Raw genomic sequence first — 15,922 nt, forward strand, 5'->3', positions numbered from 1 at the left:
CCTTATCCGTCCATCATCCGGCCCAGCACGCGGGCGGTATAGTCCACCAGCGGGATGACCCGGGCATAGTTTAAGCGGGTGGGGCCGATCACGCCGATCGCCCCCAAAACCTTGCGTTGGCCCGTCATATAGGGCGCCGCGATCACGGAGGAACCCGAAAGCGAAAAGAGTCGTGTTTCGGCCCCGATGAAAATGCGCACCCCCTGGGCTTCACGCACGTCGTCGAGCAGGCCGATCAGCTGGCCCTTCTGTTCCAGATCGTCGAACAGCATGCGCACGCGTTCCAGATCCTCGCGGGCCCCGGGCTCGCCCAGCAGGTTGGCCTGGCCGCGCACGATCAGCGCCCGGGCGTCGCCTTCGCCGCCGCCCCAGGCCGCCAGACCGTCCTCGACCAAACGCGCCGTGGTCTCGTCCAGTTGCCGGCGGGCGGTTTCCAGCTCGGCCCGGATCTCGTCCTTGGCCTCGATCAGCGTGCGGCCGCGCAGGCGGGCGTTGAGGAAGTTGGAGGCCTCCTGGAAGGCCGACGGCGTCATGCCCGGCGCGCGCTTCATCAGCCGGTTCTCGACCGCGCCGTCCTCGAACACCATCACCGCCAGGGCCTGGTCGCCGCCCAGGGCCACGAACTCGACATGCTTGACGCCGCCCTCGCGCACCGGGGTGACGACGATGCTGGCCCCGCCGGCCAGGCCCGACAGGATCGAGCCGGCCTCGGCCAGGGCCTCCTCGAACGACCGGCCGCGCGAAAACAGCCGCGCCTCGATGGCCTGGCGCTCCTCGGCCCCGACGTCGCCGACCTCCAGAAAGCCGTCGACGAACATCCGCAGGCCCGCATGGGTGGGCATGCGTCCGGCGCTGGAATGGGGGGCGTCCAGCAGGCCCAGCTGGGCCAGGTCCTGCATGGTGTTGCGGATCGAGGCCGGCGACAGGGCCATGCCCCCGCGCGACAGGGTGCGAGATCCCACCGGCTCGCCGGTCTCCAGATACGACTCGACGACCCGCTTGAAGATGTCGCGCGCCCGGGCGTCGAGGTCAGCCAGACCCGGCGTTCGGACAAAGGACCCCGGGAACAATGGCGTCATGGCGTCGTGTGGATGACCCGCTGGCTGCACAAATGCGTCGGGCGCTCTTTCAAGTTCCCGTCACAGATAGGATAAGCGGCCCGTTCTAGCATTCAAAGCCCCTAAACCCTTGAGACTCCGGAGTTAGCCATGCGTCCTTCGAAACGCGCCCCCGATCAGCTGCGCGCCGTGACGCTGGAGACCGGCGTCAACCGCTATGCCGAGGGCTCCTGCCTGATCGGCTTTGGCCACACCAAGGTGCTGGTCACCGCCTCGGTCGAGGAAAGCATCCCCGGCTGGATGCGCGGCAAGGGCCAGGGCTGGGTGACCGCCGAATACGGCATGCTGCCCCGCGCCACCCACACCCGCGGCCGCCGCGAGGCCGCCGCCGGCAAGCAGACCGGCCGCACCCAGGAAATCCAGCGCCTGATCGGCCGCTCCCTGCGGGCCGTGGTCGATCTGAAGGCCCTGGGCGAGCGCCAGATCAGCCTGGACTGCGACGTTATCCAGGCCGACGGCGGCACCCGCACCGCCGCCATCACCGGCGCCTGGGTCGCCCTGCGCATCGCCACCCAGTACCTGCTGGACGAAGGCGTGCTGAAGACCGACCCGATCATCGGCCAGGTCGCCGCCGTCTCGTGCGGCGTGTTCGCCAACACCCCGGTGCTCGACCTCGACTACGAAGAAGACTCCAACGCCGAGGCCGACAGCAATTTCGTGCTGACCAGCGACGGCGACATCGTCGAGATCCAGGCCACCGGCGAGAAGCGCGGCTTCACCCGCGCCGAGTTCGAAAGCCTGTACGGCCTGGCCGACAAGGGCATCGGCGAGCTGTTCGCGTTCCAGAAGGCGGCGATCGGCAAGTAGGGTTTCTCGCTCTCCTCGCATCATATTGAACGGCCTTCCTAGGCCTTGTGCCTGGGACCCATGGTGTCCGGAACCTCTGACTTCGAGAGCGTTCCGGGCCCATTGGCCGCGCGCGCCCCGGAACCAGAATCTGCCTCCAGCCAGGGGTCCTAGGCACAAGGCCTAGGAAGGCGGAGTTTTTGGATTTGAAGCAGGCGCCAAACCGCGAAACACCCCCGCGTCACCGCCGCCCCCTTGCCCCCGCGCTCGTCGGGCCCCAGATTCGAAGCTTGGCGAAGGAGACTGGAATGACCGCACCGTTCCCCCCGCCCTTCAGGGGCCATGAAGTCGAGGCGCGGCTGCGGCCGACCGCCGACGCCTACGGGTTTGATCTGGATCGCGCCCTGGCGTCCGTCGTCGCGCTCGAGGCGCGCGTGCCGTCCGACGCCTATACCGCCCAGATCCTGGGCACCGAGCGCCTCGGCAATGGCGTGGTGATCAGCCCCACGGGCCTGGTCCTGACCATGGCCTATCTGATCACCGAGGCCCGCGAGGTGGTGCTGACCCTCAATGACGGTCGCCGTGTCGGGGCCCACGTCCTGGGCTTCGACCCGCGCAGCGGCCTGGGCCTGGTTCAGGCCCTGGAGCCGCTGGACCTGCCGGTGATGCGCATCGGCACGGCCCAGGGGCTGGGCGCCGGCGATGCGGTTCTGGTCGCCGGAGCCGGCGGCCGCACCCACGCCGCCGCCGGCCAGATCGCCGCCCGCATGCCGTTCTCGGGCTATTGGGAATATCAGCTCGACGACGCCATCATGACCGAGCCGGCCCACCCGCACTGGAGCGGCGCGGCCCTGATCGGGCCCAAGGGCGACCTGGTCGGTCTGGGCTATCTGAGCCTGGAAGCCCGCGGCCCCGACGGCGCGCCCAAGCCGATCAACATGTGCGTGCCCGCCGAACTGCTGCCGCCGATCCTGGATGATCTGGCGCGCGGCCAGCAACCGCATCCGCCCCGTCCATGGCTGGGCGTCTTCGCCCAGGAGATCAACGACCACGTCGTGATCGTCGGCGTCTCGCCCAAGGGCCCCGCCGCCCGCGCCGAGCTCAAGCCCGGCGACATCATCCTGGCCGTCGACGGCCAGGGCGTGGCCGAACTGTCTGAATTCTATACCGCCCTGTGGTCACAGGGGCCGGCCGGCGCGACCATCCCCCTGCGCGTGCTGCGTGAAGGCGACACCTTCGAGGTCGAGGTGCGCTCGATGGATCGCGGGACCCTTCTGAAGAAGCCGCGCTACAATTAGGACGACAGGCCGGGGTCGGAGGCCTTAAACGGCCAAGTCCCGCCGGGTCACGCGATCGTCACGGACGACCGCACAATCTTCACGGGAGACCGGCCGGGGGCCGGCAAAAGGGGGAAATCGATGAAACCGCCGATCAAACGCCTGTCGGACCTGAAGCCGTCCGCCGCCCCGACCGGGGCCTATGCCCGGCCCTCGCCCAGCGTGGCGCGGCGCAAAACCGCCAAGGTCCTGACCGAGGCCGAGAAAGCCGCCTTCCTGGCGTCGCGTCCGGATCTCGCGCCCAAGGCCTGAGCAAGGTCAGGGCGCCGGCCCTCTCAGTCTTCTTCGTCGCCCAGATCGCTGTCGGGCGGGCCTGACTCGAAGGTCAGCAGGTCGCCCGGCTGGCAGGCCAGTTCACGGCACAGGGCGTCGAGGGTGGAAAAGCGCACGGCGCGGGCCTTGCCGGTCTTGAGGATCGACAGGTTGGCGATGGTGACGCCCACCCGGTCGGACAGTTCGGTCAGCGACATGCGGCGATCCAGCAGCACACGGTCAAGATTCACGCGAACGGGCATGGGCTGATAACTCTCCGCCGATCAGATGGTAAGCTCGGCCTCGCGCCGAAGGCGGGCGCCCTCGCGGAAGACCTCGGCCAGAACAAAGACCACCAGCACCGAAAACCAGGCGGTCAGGGTGAAACTGTCGTCGATGACCTTGGCCTTGGGGGCCAGCAGGCGCGCCATGCCCGAAAAGACATAACGGCCGACCTCGAGACCGGCCAGGATCAGGCCCACCACCCGCAGGCGCAGGACGTTGTCGGGATGAAAGGGGTCGCCGGCGGTCAGGGTGGCGAAGATCCGGCGCAGGCGCTCGACGATGACCATCCAGCCGCCCAGCAGCACGGCCCAGGCGGCCAGGGCGGCGGCGAACAGCGGACCGTCCTTGCTGACGGCCTCGACCGCGTCGCTGATCGGCAACATCTCGGCCAGCAGGTCGGGATTGAAGCTGAACAGCAGCGCGACCAGGGCGAACACCGATAGCAGGCTGAAGAAGATCCACAGGCCGACATAGACGACGTCGAGAATGATCTTCAGAAAGCTCGAAACCGAGCCGGGCCCCAAGGCGCGCATGGCTGCTTTTCCCCTCGCCCTCCCCAGGGCCGCCTCAAGCTTGCCCCGCAGCCAGGCGGGGCGTGAAAAGCCCCTAGAACGTCCGGACCACAAAGGTGATCGCCGACACCGGAACGCCCACGATCAGGGCGAGGGTGATCGCGGTCATCAAGACCTTGTCGGCGATGCGGAACAGGCTGGCGGCGTGCATTTTCGGGTTGATCCATTGAGGTGGCTGGACGCTCGCCGGGGAGGGCGACGTCCACGCTCAACAGATAGGCCTCGATTTGGGTTCCAACAATGCTGAATATCGATAAACGATATTAAAATCTATTAATGTTGAGCGATGGCATCAGGCCAGTTGCACGGAAGTCACAACCAGGGAATCGCGCCGCGCCACGGCCTCGAACCAGGCCGCCAGAGCGGGCCGGCCCGCGCGCCAGTCCACCACCTGACGGGCGTCGAAATAGGCCAGCTGGGCGGCGGCGGAAATCTCGGCGATCGTGAACCGATCGGCGATGAAGCCTTCGGCTTCCAGAACGTCCAGGCCGGCGGCAATGGCGCGAAGCTGGCGGTCCAGCAGGTCGGGGCGCTGGTCGTCGGCCGGCCGCATCCGCTCGCGCACCACCGCCACGGCGGCCGAGCCCATGCCGTCGGTCAGGGCCTGCAGCGTCAGGGCCCGGCGACGCGCCTGGCCCGAGGCCGGGATCAGGCCCGCCCCGCCCAGGGCGTCCAGATGGTCGCAGATCACCGCGGAATCAAACAGGATCTCGCCGTCATCGAGGATCAGGGTCGGCACCTGGCTCAGCGGGTTCAGCGCCCGCAAGCTCTCATCGGTGAACGGACTGGCGGTCTCCAGGGTGATGGCGCCGGTCAGGCCGTTTTCGTGGGCGACGATGCGAACCTTGCGCGCAAACGGCGACAAGGCGGAGTAAAGGAGCCGCATTGGTGATTTCCCGAGGAGGCCGCGATGGCGTTGAGACTGGAGCCTGGACTTAAGCTTGTCGTGGCTACGCACAATCCTGGCAAGGTCCCTGAGATCGCCGCCCTGCTCGACGGCCGGTTCGAGCTGGTCGCCGCCGGGACCCTGGGCCTGCCTGAACCCGACGAGACCGAGACCACCTTTGTCGGCAACGCCCTGCTGAAAGCCCGCCACGCCGCCGACCTGTCGGGGATGATCGCCCTGGCCGACGATTCGGGCCTGTCGGTCGCGGCGCTGGACGGCGCGCCGGGTGTCTATTCGGCCCGCTGGGCTGGACCGGGCAAGGATTTCGCCTTGGCCATGGCCAAGGTCGAAGAGAGGCTTGAGGAAACCGGCTCGGACAACCGCGCCGCCTGGTTCACCTCGGCCCTGGCCGTGGCCTGGCCGAACGGTCCGGCCGTGGTGGTGCAGGGCGAGGTTCACGGGACCCTGACCTTCCCGCCGCGCGGAACCCGCGGCTTCGGCTATGACCCGATCTTCGTCCCCGACGGCCATGACCTGACCTTCGGCGAGATGGAGCCGGCCGCCAAGGACGCCATGAGCCACCGCGCCCGGGCGTTCGACAAGCTGAAGGCGGCGCTGTTTGAGTGATTCAAATCCCGCCTTCCTCGCCCTTGTGGCGAGGACCCAGGGTCGCCGCCAGGCTCCCGGCGATCCAGCGCGCGCGGCGAGGATGGGCGCGCGGGGGAAAACGCGGCGCGCGCGGACATATGGGTCCTGGGCACAAGGCCCAGGAAGGCGGGATTTTATAGAACGGCTGTGGGGCTTGGCATGACCCCGCCCCCGCTCGGCGTCTATGTCCACTGGCCCTATTGCGCGCGCATCTGTCCCTATTGCGACTTCAACGTCGTGCGCGACCGGGGCAGAACCGCCGAGCAGGCCGATCTGGCCGACGCCATCGTCGCCGACCTGGTCGCCCAGCGCGCCCTGACCGGACCGCGCGCCCTGCTGTCGATCTTTTTCGGCGGCGGCACCCCGTCGCTGATGGATCCGGCCCAGGTCGCCCGCGTGATCGAGACCGCCAGAAGCTTGTGGACGGCGGCCGACGATCTGGAGATCAGCCTGGAGGCCAATCCCACCGACGCCGAGACCGGCCGCTTCGAGCCGCTGGCGGCGGCGGGCGTGCAGCGCCTGTCGCTGGGCGTGCAGTCGCTGCACGACGAGGCCCTGGCCCTGCTGGGCCGCAACCACGATGCGGGCTCGGCCCGGCGGGCGATCCGCGTGGCGGCCAAGACCTTTCCGCGCCTGTCGATCGACCTGATCTATGCCCGCCCGGGCCAGACCGCCGACGCCTGGCGCGCCGAACTCAACGAAGCCCTGGCGATGGGCCCCGAACATGTCTCGCCCTACCAGCTGACCATCGAGGCCGGCACCGCCTTTGACCGGGCGGTGGGGCGCGGCAAGCTGGTCGTGCCCGATGAGGACCTGGCTCACGAGCTGTTCGAGACCACGCAGCAGGTTCTGGAGGCCGCCGGTTTCGACGCCTATGAGGTCTCCAACCACGCCCGGGGCCCGGCGGCGCGCTCGCGGCACAATCTCGTTTACTGGCGCGGCCACGACTATGTCGGCGTCGGGCCCGGCGCCCATGGCCGCCTGAGCCTGCCCCCATCCCGGTCTGAAGAGCGGATCGCGACCACCGCCCATCGCAGGATCGCCGACTATGTCGCCGCCGTGCGCGACACCGGCGTCGGCTTTGAGCGCGAGGCGCTGTCGGCGGCCGAGGCGGCCGAGGAGCGGGTGCTGCTGGGCTTGCGGATCGACGAGGGCGTGGCCTTTCCGGAGGTGTCTATTCTGGGCCTGACGCCCAACGCCGCCAAGGTGCGTCGCCATGTCGAGCTGGGCCTGCTGGTCGATGACCCTTTACGGCTGCGCGCCACCCGCGCAGGACGGCTGGTGCTGGACCGGCTGACAGGAACACTCGCAACCTGATAGGCTGTGCGTCGAAACAGTAATGCGTCCCCCGGCGCGGCCAGGATTATCCGTGTGAGCCGTACGATCATCGCCCCGCCGACGCTGTCGGACGCTCCGCTGGCGCCGGGCCTCTATCTGGTGGCGACGCCGATCGGCAATCTGCGCGACATCACCCTGCGGGCCCTGGACGTGCTGAACGCCTGCGACGTGCTGCTGGCCGAGGATACCCGGGTGTCGGGCAAGCTGTTGGCCGCCTACCAGATTTCCAAGCGTCTGGAGCGCTATGACGAACACGTCGCCGACCGGGTGACGCCCAGGATCCTGGAGCGGCTGGCGGCCGGCGAGCGCGTGGCCATGGTGTCCGACGCCGGCACGCCGATGGTCTCAGACCCCGGCTTTCGCCTGGCCCGCGAGGCCATCGCCGCCGGCCATCAGGTCTTCCCCATCCCCGGCGCCTCGGCGGCCCTGGCGGCCCTGACCCTGGGCGGCCTGCCCACCGACCGCTTCCTGTTCGCCGGCTTTCCGCCGCCCAAGAGCGCCGCCCGCAGGACCTTCTTCGAAGAGCTGGCCCCGGTGCGCGCCACCCTGATCTTCTATGAAGGCGCCTCGCGCGTCGCCGACAGCCTGGCCGACATGGCCGCCGTGTTTGGTCCCCGAGACGCCGCCGTGGCCCGCGAACTGACCAAGCTTTATGAGACCTGCACGCGCGGGACCCTGGACGTGCTGGCCGCCGATCCGCGCTTCGACAGCCCCAAGGGCGAGATCGTCATCCTGGTGGGTCCGGGCACGGAGCGCCCCGTCCAGGCCGGCGACGCCGAGAGCGCCCTGCGCGAGGCCATGGCCCGCCTGCCGCTGGGCGAGGCCGCCTCCGAGGTCGCCAAGGCCCTGGGCCTGCCGCGCCGCGATCTCTATCGTCAGGCCCTGGCCCTCAAGGAGTCCGCCGCTCAGGACAGCGAGGGGTGACCGCCGTCCGCCAGGTCCGCGGCGCCAAGGCGCGGCTGACTGGCCGACGCGCCGAGGTGCTGGCCGCCGCCTGGCTGATGTTGAAGGGCTATCGCATTCTGGGCTTTCGCCTTCCCACTCCGTTGGGCGAGATCGACCTGCTGGCCCAGCGCGGCGACATCCTGGCCGTGGTCGAGGTCAAGCAACGCGCCAAACTCGACGACGCCCTGGACGCGGTGACCGCCGAGCAGCGGGCCCGCCTGCGCCGCGCCGCCGCCCATATTGTCGCCCATCGCGGCGGCCTGCGGAACGCAACGGTGCGCCTGGACCTTATAGCCTTGGCCCCAGGCCGCCGACCGCGCCATCTGCGCGACGCCTGGACGGAGGCGTGATGACCCGCGACGAGGCCGAGGCGATCCTCACCCGGCTCGGCCAGGGGCCTGATGAGGGCTTCTCGCTGTTCGAGGCGGCGATCGCCTGCGCCGTCCATGACGACCCTGACCGCGACCCCGAACCGGCCATCGCCCTGGGGCGCCAGGCGGCCGAACGCCTGATCGACCGCATCCGCACCGAATCGCCCGAAGAGGCCGTGGCCGAGGCCCTGGCCGGCGACCTTCACCTGACCGGCGACGTGATCACCTATGACCACCCCGACAATGCCGACATCATCGCCATCGCGCAGCGGCGCAAGGGCCTGCCGGTGGCCCTGGGGGTCTTCTATCTGCACGCCGCCCGTCAGGCCGGCCTGGCCCTGCACGGGGTCGACTTTCCCGGCCACTTCCTGCTGCGCATCGAGACCGAGGAAGGGCCTCTGGCGCTCGATCCGTTCAGCGAAGGGCGCGTCGTCCTGCCATCGGAACTGTCGCGGCGAGCCCTGCGCACCGGCCTGACGCCCGACGTCGCCGACAAGCTGGACCGGCTGATGGCGCCGATCCCGGACCGCGCCGTGCTGATCCGCCTGCAGAACAACATCTTCGCCCGCGCCCAGCAGGCCCGCGACTGGCCCCGCGCCGAACGCTCGGCCCTGCGGCGGGCCCTGCTCAATCCGTCCGACCACCGCCCCTGGATCGACGTCGCCGCCGCCCGCGAAGGCCAGGGCGCCCTGGCCGGGGCTTTGCAGGCCCTGACACGGGCCCAAATCCTCGACGGCGGCGCCGCGATCGCGGCCCGCGCGGCGCGGGAGCGGGTGCGGTTGAGGCTGAACTGAGGTCCCCCGGGGGGGGCTGGGTCAGCGGCCGTACCAAAGCTCCGGCCGGACTTCTATGTAGTCGATCATGTATTGGGCCAGGGCCTGATTGTCCTTCAGGCTGCCGTGATGGCCGCAACCGGTTCTTTCCAGAGGCCCTCGGTAGAACGACGGAAACATGATCCTGATCCCTTCATGCTGGGCCGCAGCGACGATGTCCGATTTCATCCGCGCAGCGGCTGGACGGTATTCGGGTGAACTGTCTGCATCCTCAGGCCAGGCGACTAAAATCGTTGCCTCAGGCGATCGACGGTGAAGCTCGACGGCGAGTTGGACAAAGGCATCTGTCCACTCCCGCATCAAGTTTTCCAGGGTCTTCCAACGCTCACCAGGTTCGACATCGCCGGCGGCAAAGTCCGCGAACGGCTGGATCTCGATGATCTGCGGCCGCCATTTCGAATCTTCGTAAGGCGCGGCTGGATCCGAGAAAATGAACGGGTACAGCTCGGTAAGCGTACGCTCGGCCCGCGCGTCCTTGACGTTGCGGATCAGGCCGCGCCCCGAGCTGGCGTTGACCTGATAGTCGGCGCCGAAATGCTTTGCGACCAGCACGGTATAGGCCTGCTGAGTATCGGTGGTCGCGTGAAGCTCCTCGAACGTGCAGTCTGGCTTGGGCGAGCGATTGCCGAAGCCGGTCATGCCGGACGGGCCGATGAACTCGATCTGCCGGGCCTTGGCGACGGGCTGCGGAACAGTCTTTCCGGCGGCGTAGAACCCCAAAAACGTCCCGCGCACCTTGAAGCTCTCTGAAACCTTCTCCAGCCGGGCGCGATGAGGTCCCGGCCCCAAGTCGCTTACAACGACCTCCGCCTTTCCAGGCCGGACGAGCGAAATTGGCGCCTCGTCATCGATCGTCAACCGGTACTCGTGCCAGCCGTCATCGAACTTGAGCACGAGGCGATCACTGGCCCAGGCGGTCTCGAAATAGACGCCCGGCCATTCATGCACATAGGCGCTCGCCCCAGCGGGTAGAGGCGCGGGTAGCGGCGTGATCTGGACGCGACCGACCACGCGGACGGGCAGGGCCCGCATCCCGGCGGTGACGTTCCGGTTCATCGGGTCGACGATGACTGTCGCGGCAAGTGTCCTTGTCGCGGCGACCAAGAGCAGCAGCCAACATAGACTTGCCAACACTCGTTTCATCGCGCACCCTTTTGGCAACCTAGACGAGCATATGGCGGGGGCACGCGCAAGGCTTTCTAGAGGCGACTGTGTGCTTTTAAGCCGCCAGCGGCGCGATGCTTGCGGATCGAGGTTGGGCGCGATTGCGGGTGAACCGAGGCGGGGAGCGGCCGGAGCCATGGCGCGCCGCGCCTTGATCCAAACGCCACTTTGTAGTAACGTTTCTACAACTTTCCGGATGGACTCCATGCCGATCACGACCCTGTCGAGCCGAGCGTTCAACCAGGACGCCAGCGGCGCCAAGAAGGCTGCGAACAACGGCCCGGTGTTCATCACCGACCGGGGTCAGCCGCGTCACGTCCTGCTCAGCATCGAGGACTACAGGCGACTGACCGGCGCCCAGCGCGGCATCGTCGATGCGCTCGGCATGACCGGCGATGAGGTCGTGGTGTTCGAGGCGCCGCGCGCCAATATCGTCGGCCGGCCCGTTGATCTCGGCTGATGTTCGTCCTCGACACCAACGTCATCTCCGAACTGCGCAAATCCCGCCATGGCGGAGCCGACGCGCGGGTGGTGGGCTGGGCCGATCAGGTGGACGCCTCGACGCTGTACATCTCGGCGATCACCGTCCTGGAGCTCGAGACGGGCGTGTTGCTGATGGAGCGCCGAGACACCAAGCAGGGCGCGGCGCTTCGAGCCTGGCTCGATGAGCAGGTGTTGGTCGAATTCAAGGACCGCGTTCTGTCAATCGACGCCGCCGTGGCGCGGCGCTGCGCGGGCCTGCACGTTCCGGATCCGAGAGCCGATCGCGACGCCCTAATTGCGGCGACGGCGCTCGTGCATGGCATGACCGTGGCCACCCGCAACACGGCGGACTTCGTCGCGACCGGCGTAGCGCTTCTCAACCCCTGGACCGCCGCCGAAATCGGCAGCGGATGACGACATCCGCCATGCTGCCCCCAGCCCGGAAGAGACGATGAAAGCCTATCTGGTGCTCGACTTCGCCATTCGCGACCTCCCCGGCTTCCTGCCCTATGTGTCGCAAATCCCCGCCTTCATCGAAAAGCATGGCGGCAAATATATCGTCCAAGGCAGCGAGCCCACCGTCATGGAAGGGGACTGGGCGCCCGAGCGGATGGTCATTCTCGAATTTCCCTCCCGCCAGGCCGCCACGGCCTTTCTGGAAGACCCCGACGCCCAGACCCTGTTCGCCCTGAGACACAGGACGACCGACAGCAAACTGGTCCTGGTCGACGGCTGCGCCTGAGGCTGAACGGGCGAGCCCGATCGCCTGCCGCGCCAAAGCCCCTCGCATTCCCGCCCCCGCCGCCCTAACTAGTCTCTCGCGGCGCGGGACGTCTTCCGCCGCCGCCAAGCTGACCCGGAGTCGTCCATGTCGTTGAGAGTCGCCGTCCAGATGGATCCCGTCCAGGGGATCAATATCGACACCGACACCACCTTCCAGATGATGATGGAAGCCCAGACCCGGGGCCACAAACTGTGGGTCTATACGCCCGACAGGCTGTCGATGGAGGACGGCCGGGTGTTCGCCCGCGCCCAGTCCCTGGTGCTGACGGCCACGAAGGGCGCGCACGCGACCCTGGGCGAGGTCCAGCTGCTCGACATGAAGGATGACGTCGACGTGGTGCTGATGCGTCAGGATCCGCCGTTCGACATGGCCTATATCACCGCCACCCACTTCCTGGAAAAGGTCCACCCCCACACCCTGGTGGTCAACAATCCGGCCGAGGTGCGCAATGCGCCCGAGAAGCTGTTCGTCACCGATTTTCCCGGCGTGCAGCCGCCGACCCTGATTACGTCAGACCACGAGGCGATCTACGACTTCCGCGCCCGGCATGGCGACATCGTGCTCAAGCCGCTGTACGGCGGCGGCGGTTCGGGCGTGGCGCGGCTGCTGGCCGATGACCCCAATCTGGACGCCCTCTTGGAACTGCACGCCATGATCGGCCGCGAGCAGGTGATCGCTCAGAAATTCGTGCCGGCCGTCAGCAAGGGCGACAAGCGCGTGCTGCTGGTCGACGGCGAGCCGGTGGGCGCGATCAACCGCGTGCCGGCCAAGGGCCAGGTGCGCTCCAATCTCCGCGTCGGCGGCCGGGCCGAGGCCGTGGAGCTGACCGCCCGCGATCTGGAGCTGTGCAAGATCATCGCCCCGGAACTGAAGCGGCGCGGCCTGCTGTTCGTCGGCATCGACGTGATCGGCGAGTACCTGACCGAGATCAATGTCACCTCGCCCACCGGCGCCCAGCAACTGAAGACATTCGGCGGCGCCGACGCTTCGGCCGTGCTGTGGGATCGTATCGAAGCGATCCGCGCCGGACACTGACCGGTCCGCTAGACCGCTGAATTCCTGAAACGTTCGTTTTTCGTTCTTGCTACGCCCTTCGCCTCATGGTTCGTGTGTGGATAAGTCCAACCGATCCATGAGGCGGGTATGGCCGCGAAGGTCGTCACCGTGGCGTTCGAGGGCGTCGAGGCGCGGCGCGTCGATGTCGAGGTGCAGCTGACCACCGGCCAGCAGGTGTTCGTCATTGTCGGCCTGGCCGACAAGGCGGTGGCCGAGAGCCGCGAGCGGGTGCGCGGGGCCTTCGCCGGCCTGGGTTTGTCCCTGCCCGGCAAGCGCATCGTCGCCAACCTGGCCCCGGCCGACATGCCCAAGGAGGGCACGCACTTCGATTTGCCCATCGCCCTGGCGGTGATGGCGGCGATCGGGGTGATCCCGCTGGACGCCCTGGACGGCTGGGCGGCGATGGGCGAGCTGTCCCTGGACGGCCGCATCGTCCCCGCCGCCGGAGCCCTGCCCGCCGCCATGGCCGCCGGGGCCCTGGACCTGGGCCTGATCTGTCCCGAGGCCAGCGGGCCCGAGGCGGCCTGGGCCGGCGGCACGCGGATCCTGGCCCCGCGCTCGCTGGTGGCGCTGATCAACCACTTCCGGGGCAGTCAGGTGCTCAGCGCCCCCGCCCCCGGCCCGGTGATCGAGGGCGAACGGTCCAGGGACCTGCGCGACGTCAAGGGCCAGGAGCACGCCAAGCGGGCCCTGGAGATCGCCGCCGCCGGCGGTCACAACCTGATTTTCGTCGGCCCTCCGGGATCCGGCAAGTCGATGCTGGCCCAGCGCCTGCCGGGACTTCTCCCACCCCTCACCGCGACCGAGCTTTTGCAGACCTCGATGGTCCATTCGGTGGCCGGACTGATCGCGCGGGGCGCGCTGACCAGAGCCCGGCCTTTTCGCGCCCCGCACCACTCGGCCAGCATGGCCGCCCTGACCGGCGGCGGTCACAAGGCCAAGCCGGGCGAGGTGTCGCTGGCCCACAACGGCGTGCTCTTTTTGGATGAACTCCCCGAATTCGGCGTCCAGGCTCTGGATTCCCTGCGCGCGCCGCTGGAAACCGGCGAGGTGATGGTGGCCCGGGCCAACGCCCATGTGCGCTATCCGGCCAAGGTGCAACTGGTCGCCGCCATGAACCCCTGCCGCTGCGGTCACGGCGGCGCCGGACGCGGCTATTGCGGCAAGGCCCCGCGCTGCCAGCGCGACTATCAGGGCCGGGTCTCGGGCCCGCTGATGGACCGCATCGACCTGTCGGTCGACATGCCCGCCGTCACCGCCGCCGACCTGGCCCTGCCCCCGCCCGCCGAGGGCTCCATCGAGGTCGCCGCCCGGGTGGCCCAGGCCCGCCAGCGGCAGATCGACCGCGCCGAGGCCCTGGACAGCCTCGAGACTTTGAACGGCCGGGCCGAGGGCGCCTTCCTGGAAAAGATCGCCGGCCTCGACGAGGCGGGCCGGTCCCTGCTGGCCCGCGCCGCCGAGGCCGGCCAGATCAGCGCCCGGGGCTGGACCCGCGTGCTGCGCCTGGCCCGCACCATCGCCGATCTGGAACGCGCCGACAGCGTCCGCCGCCTCCACGTCGCCGAAGCCCTGGCCCACCGCCGCTCGGCCGCGCCGGGCGAGGCGCAGGGGGTCGCCGCGTTTGGCGGAGCGGCGTTTTGAGGACGCGATGATCTCGGCGCCATAGAGGCGCGGGCGGCGATCAAGGCTCTTCGGTCACCCTTGGCGCTCGGCTTTGCACTCTGCTGCGGCCAAGGCGACCCCGCGCGCCTCGACCTGAGGCCCCGTGAGCAGACCTTCCGACCTTCTGTTCGGGGGTGGATTGCTGCCATCCGCTCTTTCGTGCATGTCCGCTACGGGCGGAGAGAGTTCAACGTACAATGGGAAAATGGACAGCAGGCTTGGCGACGCGAGCAAGCGCCTATCGCGCATCCAAATGGGGAGGCGCTGCCTGTTTGATACAGGCCGTACGGATGACTATTGGCACCATCTCTACTCTAATCGTTGAACCAAAAGGCATTGCCCGCGCCGCCGCATATTTCGTTGGCGCCAGTTTGATTCCGATTGTGTTGGCAGTGGCCGGCACCCGACTATTGCGCGGCGAAGGGTTGATTTGGGGAAGTGCAGCCGCAGCTACGGTAGCATTTGATCTGATGTTTTATTTTCCAGAGCTGAACTCAGTTCAGTCTATCACGGCCGTCAGCGTAAGAATGGTGCTCCTATTGATGATGCTAAATGGCGTGCGCGGCGCGCTGGCCATACGAAACGTGGACTACTACAACGCCTCAGCCGAGTAACGTTCTGTGTCTGCTCAGGGTCGGGGGCGGAAATGACGCCCGCCCCTGAAACCGGACCTTGGCGCCGCGCTGGACAGCGGACGCGACGAAGGTCTGTTCGGGGTGGGAAGCGGGCGCCACACTGCGTCCTTCGAGGCTCGGCTACGCCTCGCACCTCAGGATGAGGAATTCAGTCGCCAAAAAACGCCTCATCCTGAGGCGCCCGCGCAGCGGGCCTCGAAGGACGCACGGCGTTGACAGCCGCCCAGGGTCGAAAGCACGCCTTGGCTTCCTTCCCGAAAGCCGACGCTCCAGCGTCGCGCCAAGCCTTACATCTCTTGGAGGCTGCAGCGTGCCGGTCTGGACAGGTTGGTCAGGGACCGGCTTCGCCGGCCCGAGGGCATGCCTTGAGCAACCTGTCCAGACCGGCGATCGTCTCGCCGTGAGATGTAAGGATGGCTCCCTCCGGTGCGGAGGCGGGGCCGGGCGCCCATTCCAATACCGCCGTCATCCCGCGCTTTCTTGAGCCGAGCACGGGGATAAACGCCCCTCTATCCCCGGTAATGGCGAGGCGCAGCTCCGCGATTTCAACGCCTTACAACTTTCTCGCGCGAACTTATCCCCCGCGTTCAAACCGCCTGCATAATCAATCTCACCTGACAGCACGGGAAGGGCGCACGTACGGCGACCGTTGCGGCTGGCGGGGGTGGTCGAGCGGGGAGCGCTCATCGGGGGTCTTGAGTGACCGCCTTGGCGACAGATCTGGACGGGTTCCCTGAAACATCGGGACGAAAACCCAGGCGGCCAAG

General features: G+C 68.1%; 20 protein-coding genes. 14 read left to right on the forward strand and 6 right to left on the reverse strand.

Annotation, left to right across the window (positions count from 1 at the left end; genetic code table 11):
- Positions 1-2 precede the first annotated feature (2 nt).
- Positions 3-1,079 (reverse strand): heat-inducible transcriptional repressor HrcA, encoded by a 1,077-nt coding sequence (gene hrcA, locus ACW18B_RS01890; RefSeq protein ID WP_492049155.1) that lies wholly within the window; start codon positions 1,077-1,079, stop codon positions 3-5.
- A gap of 129 nt (positions 1,080-1,208) precedes the next feature.
- Between hrcA and rph the strand changes: the two genes are divergently transcribed.
- The 3 genes from rph (at position 1,209) to ACW18B_RS01905 (ending at position 3,493) form a co-directional block, all read left to right on the forward strand.
- Positions 1,209-1,925, forward strand: coding sequence for a ribonuclease PH (gene rph / locus ACW18B_RS01895; protein WP_492049156.1), 717 nt, complete (start codon positions 1,209-1,211; stop codon positions 1,923-1,925).
- A 287-nt stretch (positions 1,926-2,212) separates the two neighbouring features.
- The gene (locus tag ACW18B_RS01900; protein WP_492049157.1) at positions 2,213-3,202 is read left to right on the forward strand and encodes a S1C family serine protease; all 990 of its coding nucleotides are present in this window, start codon (positions 2,213-2,215) and stop codon (positions 3,200-3,202) included.
- A 120-nt stretch (positions 3,203-3,322) separates the two neighbouring features.
- Positions 3,323-3,493, forward strand: coding sequence for a hypothetical protein (locus ACW18B_RS01905; protein WP_492049158.1), 171 nt, complete (start codon positions 3,323-3,325; stop codon positions 3,491-3,493).
- Between the two features lie 23 nt (positions 3,494-3,516).
- Here the strand turns inward: ACW18B_RS01905 and ACW18B_RS01910 are convergent, their stop codons facing one another.
- The 4 genes from ACW18B_RS01910 to ACW18B_RS01925 form a co-directional block, all read right to left on the reverse strand.
- Positions 3,517-3,756 carry a helix-turn-helix domain-containing protein gene (locus ACW18B_RS01910; RefSeq protein WP_492049159.1) on the reverse strand — a complete coding sequence of 80 codons (240 nt, stop codon included), beginning with the start codon at positions 3,754-3,756 and terminating at the stop codon, positions 3,517-3,519.
- Positions 3,757-3,777: 21 nt separating this feature from the next.
- The gene (locus tag ACW18B_RS01915) at positions 3,778-4,311 is read right to left on the reverse strand and encodes a DUF2975 domain-containing protein (protein WP_492049160.1); all 534 of its coding nucleotides are present in this window, start codon (positions 4,309-4,311) and stop codon (positions 3,778-3,780) included.
- Between the two features lie 73 nt (positions 4,312-4,384).
- The gene (locus ACW18B_RS01920; protein WP_492049161.1) at positions 4,385-4,501 is read right to left on the reverse strand and encodes a hypothetical protein; all 117 of its coding nucleotides are present in this window, start codon (positions 4,499-4,501) and stop codon (positions 4,385-4,387) included.
- Between the two features lie 141 nt (positions 4,502-4,642).
- Positions 4,643-5,236, reverse strand: a complete 594-nt coding sequence (locus ACW18B_RS01925; protein ID WP_492049162.1) for a glutathione S-transferase N-terminal domain-containing protein — start codon at positions 5,234-5,236, stop codon at positions 4,643-4,645.
- Positions 5,237-5,260: 24 nt separating this feature from the next.
- Here ACW18B_RS01925 and rdgB point away from each other — a divergent pair, with 24 nt between their 5' ends.
- The 5 genes from rdgB (at position 5,261) to ACW18B_RS01950 (ending at position 9,332) form a co-directional block, all read left to right on the forward strand.
- Positions 5,261-5,863 (forward strand): RdgB/HAM1 family non-canonical purine NTP pyrophosphatase, encoded by a 603-nt coding sequence (rdgB, locus tag ACW18B_RS01930; protein WP_492049163.1) that lies wholly within the window; start codon positions 5,261-5,263, stop codon positions 5,861-5,863.
- Positions 5,864-6,043: 180 nt separating this feature from the next.
- The gene (gene hemW, locus ACW18B_RS01935; RefSeq protein WP_492049164.1) at positions 6,044-7,201 is read left to right on the forward strand and encodes a radical SAM family heme chaperone HemW; all 1,158 of its coding nucleotides are present in this window, start codon (positions 6,044-6,046) and stop codon (positions 7,199-7,201) included.
- 54 nt (positions 7,202-7,255) lie between these two features.
- On the forward strand, positions 7,256-8,146 hold the full coding sequence (rsmI, locus tag ACW18B_RS01940) for a 16S rRNA (cytidine(1402)-2'-O)-methyltransferase (protein WP_492049165.1): 891 nt from the start codon (positions 7,256-7,258) through the stop codon (positions 8,144-8,146).
- Complete coding sequence (locus ACW18B_RS01945; RefSeq protein ID WP_492049166.1) at positions 8,143-8,517, forward strand: YraN family protein; 375 nt, start codon at positions 8,143-8,145, stop codon at positions 8,515-8,517. Before rsmI ends, ACW18B_RS01945 begins: the two co-directional genes overlap by 4 nt.
- Positions 8,517-9,332 (forward strand): SirB1 family protein, encoded by an 816-nt coding sequence (locus ACW18B_RS01950; RefSeq protein WP_492049167.1) that lies wholly within the window; start codon positions 8,517-8,519, stop codon positions 9,330-9,332. The genes ACW18B_RS01945 and ACW18B_RS01950 overlap by 1 nt, the downstream gene beginning before the upstream one ends.
- A gap of 21 nt (positions 9,333-9,353) precedes the next feature.
- On the opposite strand, the gene ACW18B_RS01955 is transcribed toward ACW18B_RS01950, so the two are convergent.
- Positions 9,354-10,514 carry an SGNH/GDSL hydrolase family protein gene (locus ACW18B_RS01955; RefSeq protein WP_492049168.1) on the reverse strand — a complete coding sequence of 387 codons (1,161 nt, stop codon included), beginning with the start codon at positions 10,512-10,514 and terminating at the stop codon, positions 9,354-9,356.
- A gap of 226 nt (positions 10,515-10,740) precedes the next feature.
- Between ACW18B_RS01955 and ACW18B_RS01960 the strand changes: the two genes are divergently transcribed.
- The 6 genes from ACW18B_RS01960 (at position 10,741) to ACW18B_RS01985 (ending at position 15,134) form a co-directional block, all read left to right on the forward strand.
- Positions 10,741-10,995: a type II toxin-antitoxin system Phd/YefM family antitoxin gene (locus ACW18B_RS01960; RefSeq protein WP_492049169.1), complete on the forward strand. Its 255-nt coding sequence runs from the start codon at positions 10,741-10,743 to the stop codon at positions 10,993-10,995.
- Positions 10,995-11,432: a type II toxin-antitoxin system VapC family toxin gene (locus ACW18B_RS01965; protein ID WP_492049170.1), complete on the forward strand. Its 438-nt coding sequence runs from the start codon at positions 10,995-10,997 to the stop codon at positions 11,430-11,432. Before ACW18B_RS01960 ends, ACW18B_RS01965 begins: the two co-directional genes overlap by 1 nt.
- A gap of 37 nt (positions 11,433-11,469) precedes the next feature.
- Positions 11,470-11,760 carry a DUF1330 domain-containing protein gene (locus ACW18B_RS01970; protein ID WP_492049171.1) on the forward strand — a complete coding sequence of 97 codons (291 nt, stop codon included), beginning with the start codon at positions 11,470-11,472 and terminating at the stop codon, positions 11,758-11,760.
- Between the two features lie 126 nt (positions 11,761-11,886).
- The gene (gene gshB, locus ACW18B_RS01975) at positions 11,887-12,837 is read left to right on the forward strand and encodes a glutathione synthase (protein WP_492049172.1); all 951 of its coding nucleotides are present in this window, start codon (positions 11,887-11,889) and stop codon (positions 12,835-12,837) included.
- A 108-nt stretch (positions 12,838-12,945) separates the two neighbouring features.
- Positions 12,946-14,499 carry a YifB family Mg chelatase-like AAA ATPase gene (locus tag ACW18B_RS01980; protein WP_492049173.1) on the forward strand — a complete coding sequence of 518 codons (1,554 nt, stop codon included), beginning with the start codon at positions 12,946-12,948 and terminating at the stop codon, positions 14,497-14,499.
- A 311-nt stretch (positions 14,500-14,810) separates the two neighbouring features.
- Positions 14,811-15,134, forward strand: coding sequence for a hypothetical protein (locus tag ACW18B_RS01985; protein ID WP_492049174.1), 324 nt, complete (start codon positions 14,811-14,813; stop codon positions 15,132-15,134).
- Positions 15,135-15,922 lie beyond the last annotated feature (788 nt).

Source organism: Caulobacter sp. FV2ps19 (assembly GCF_058681035.1).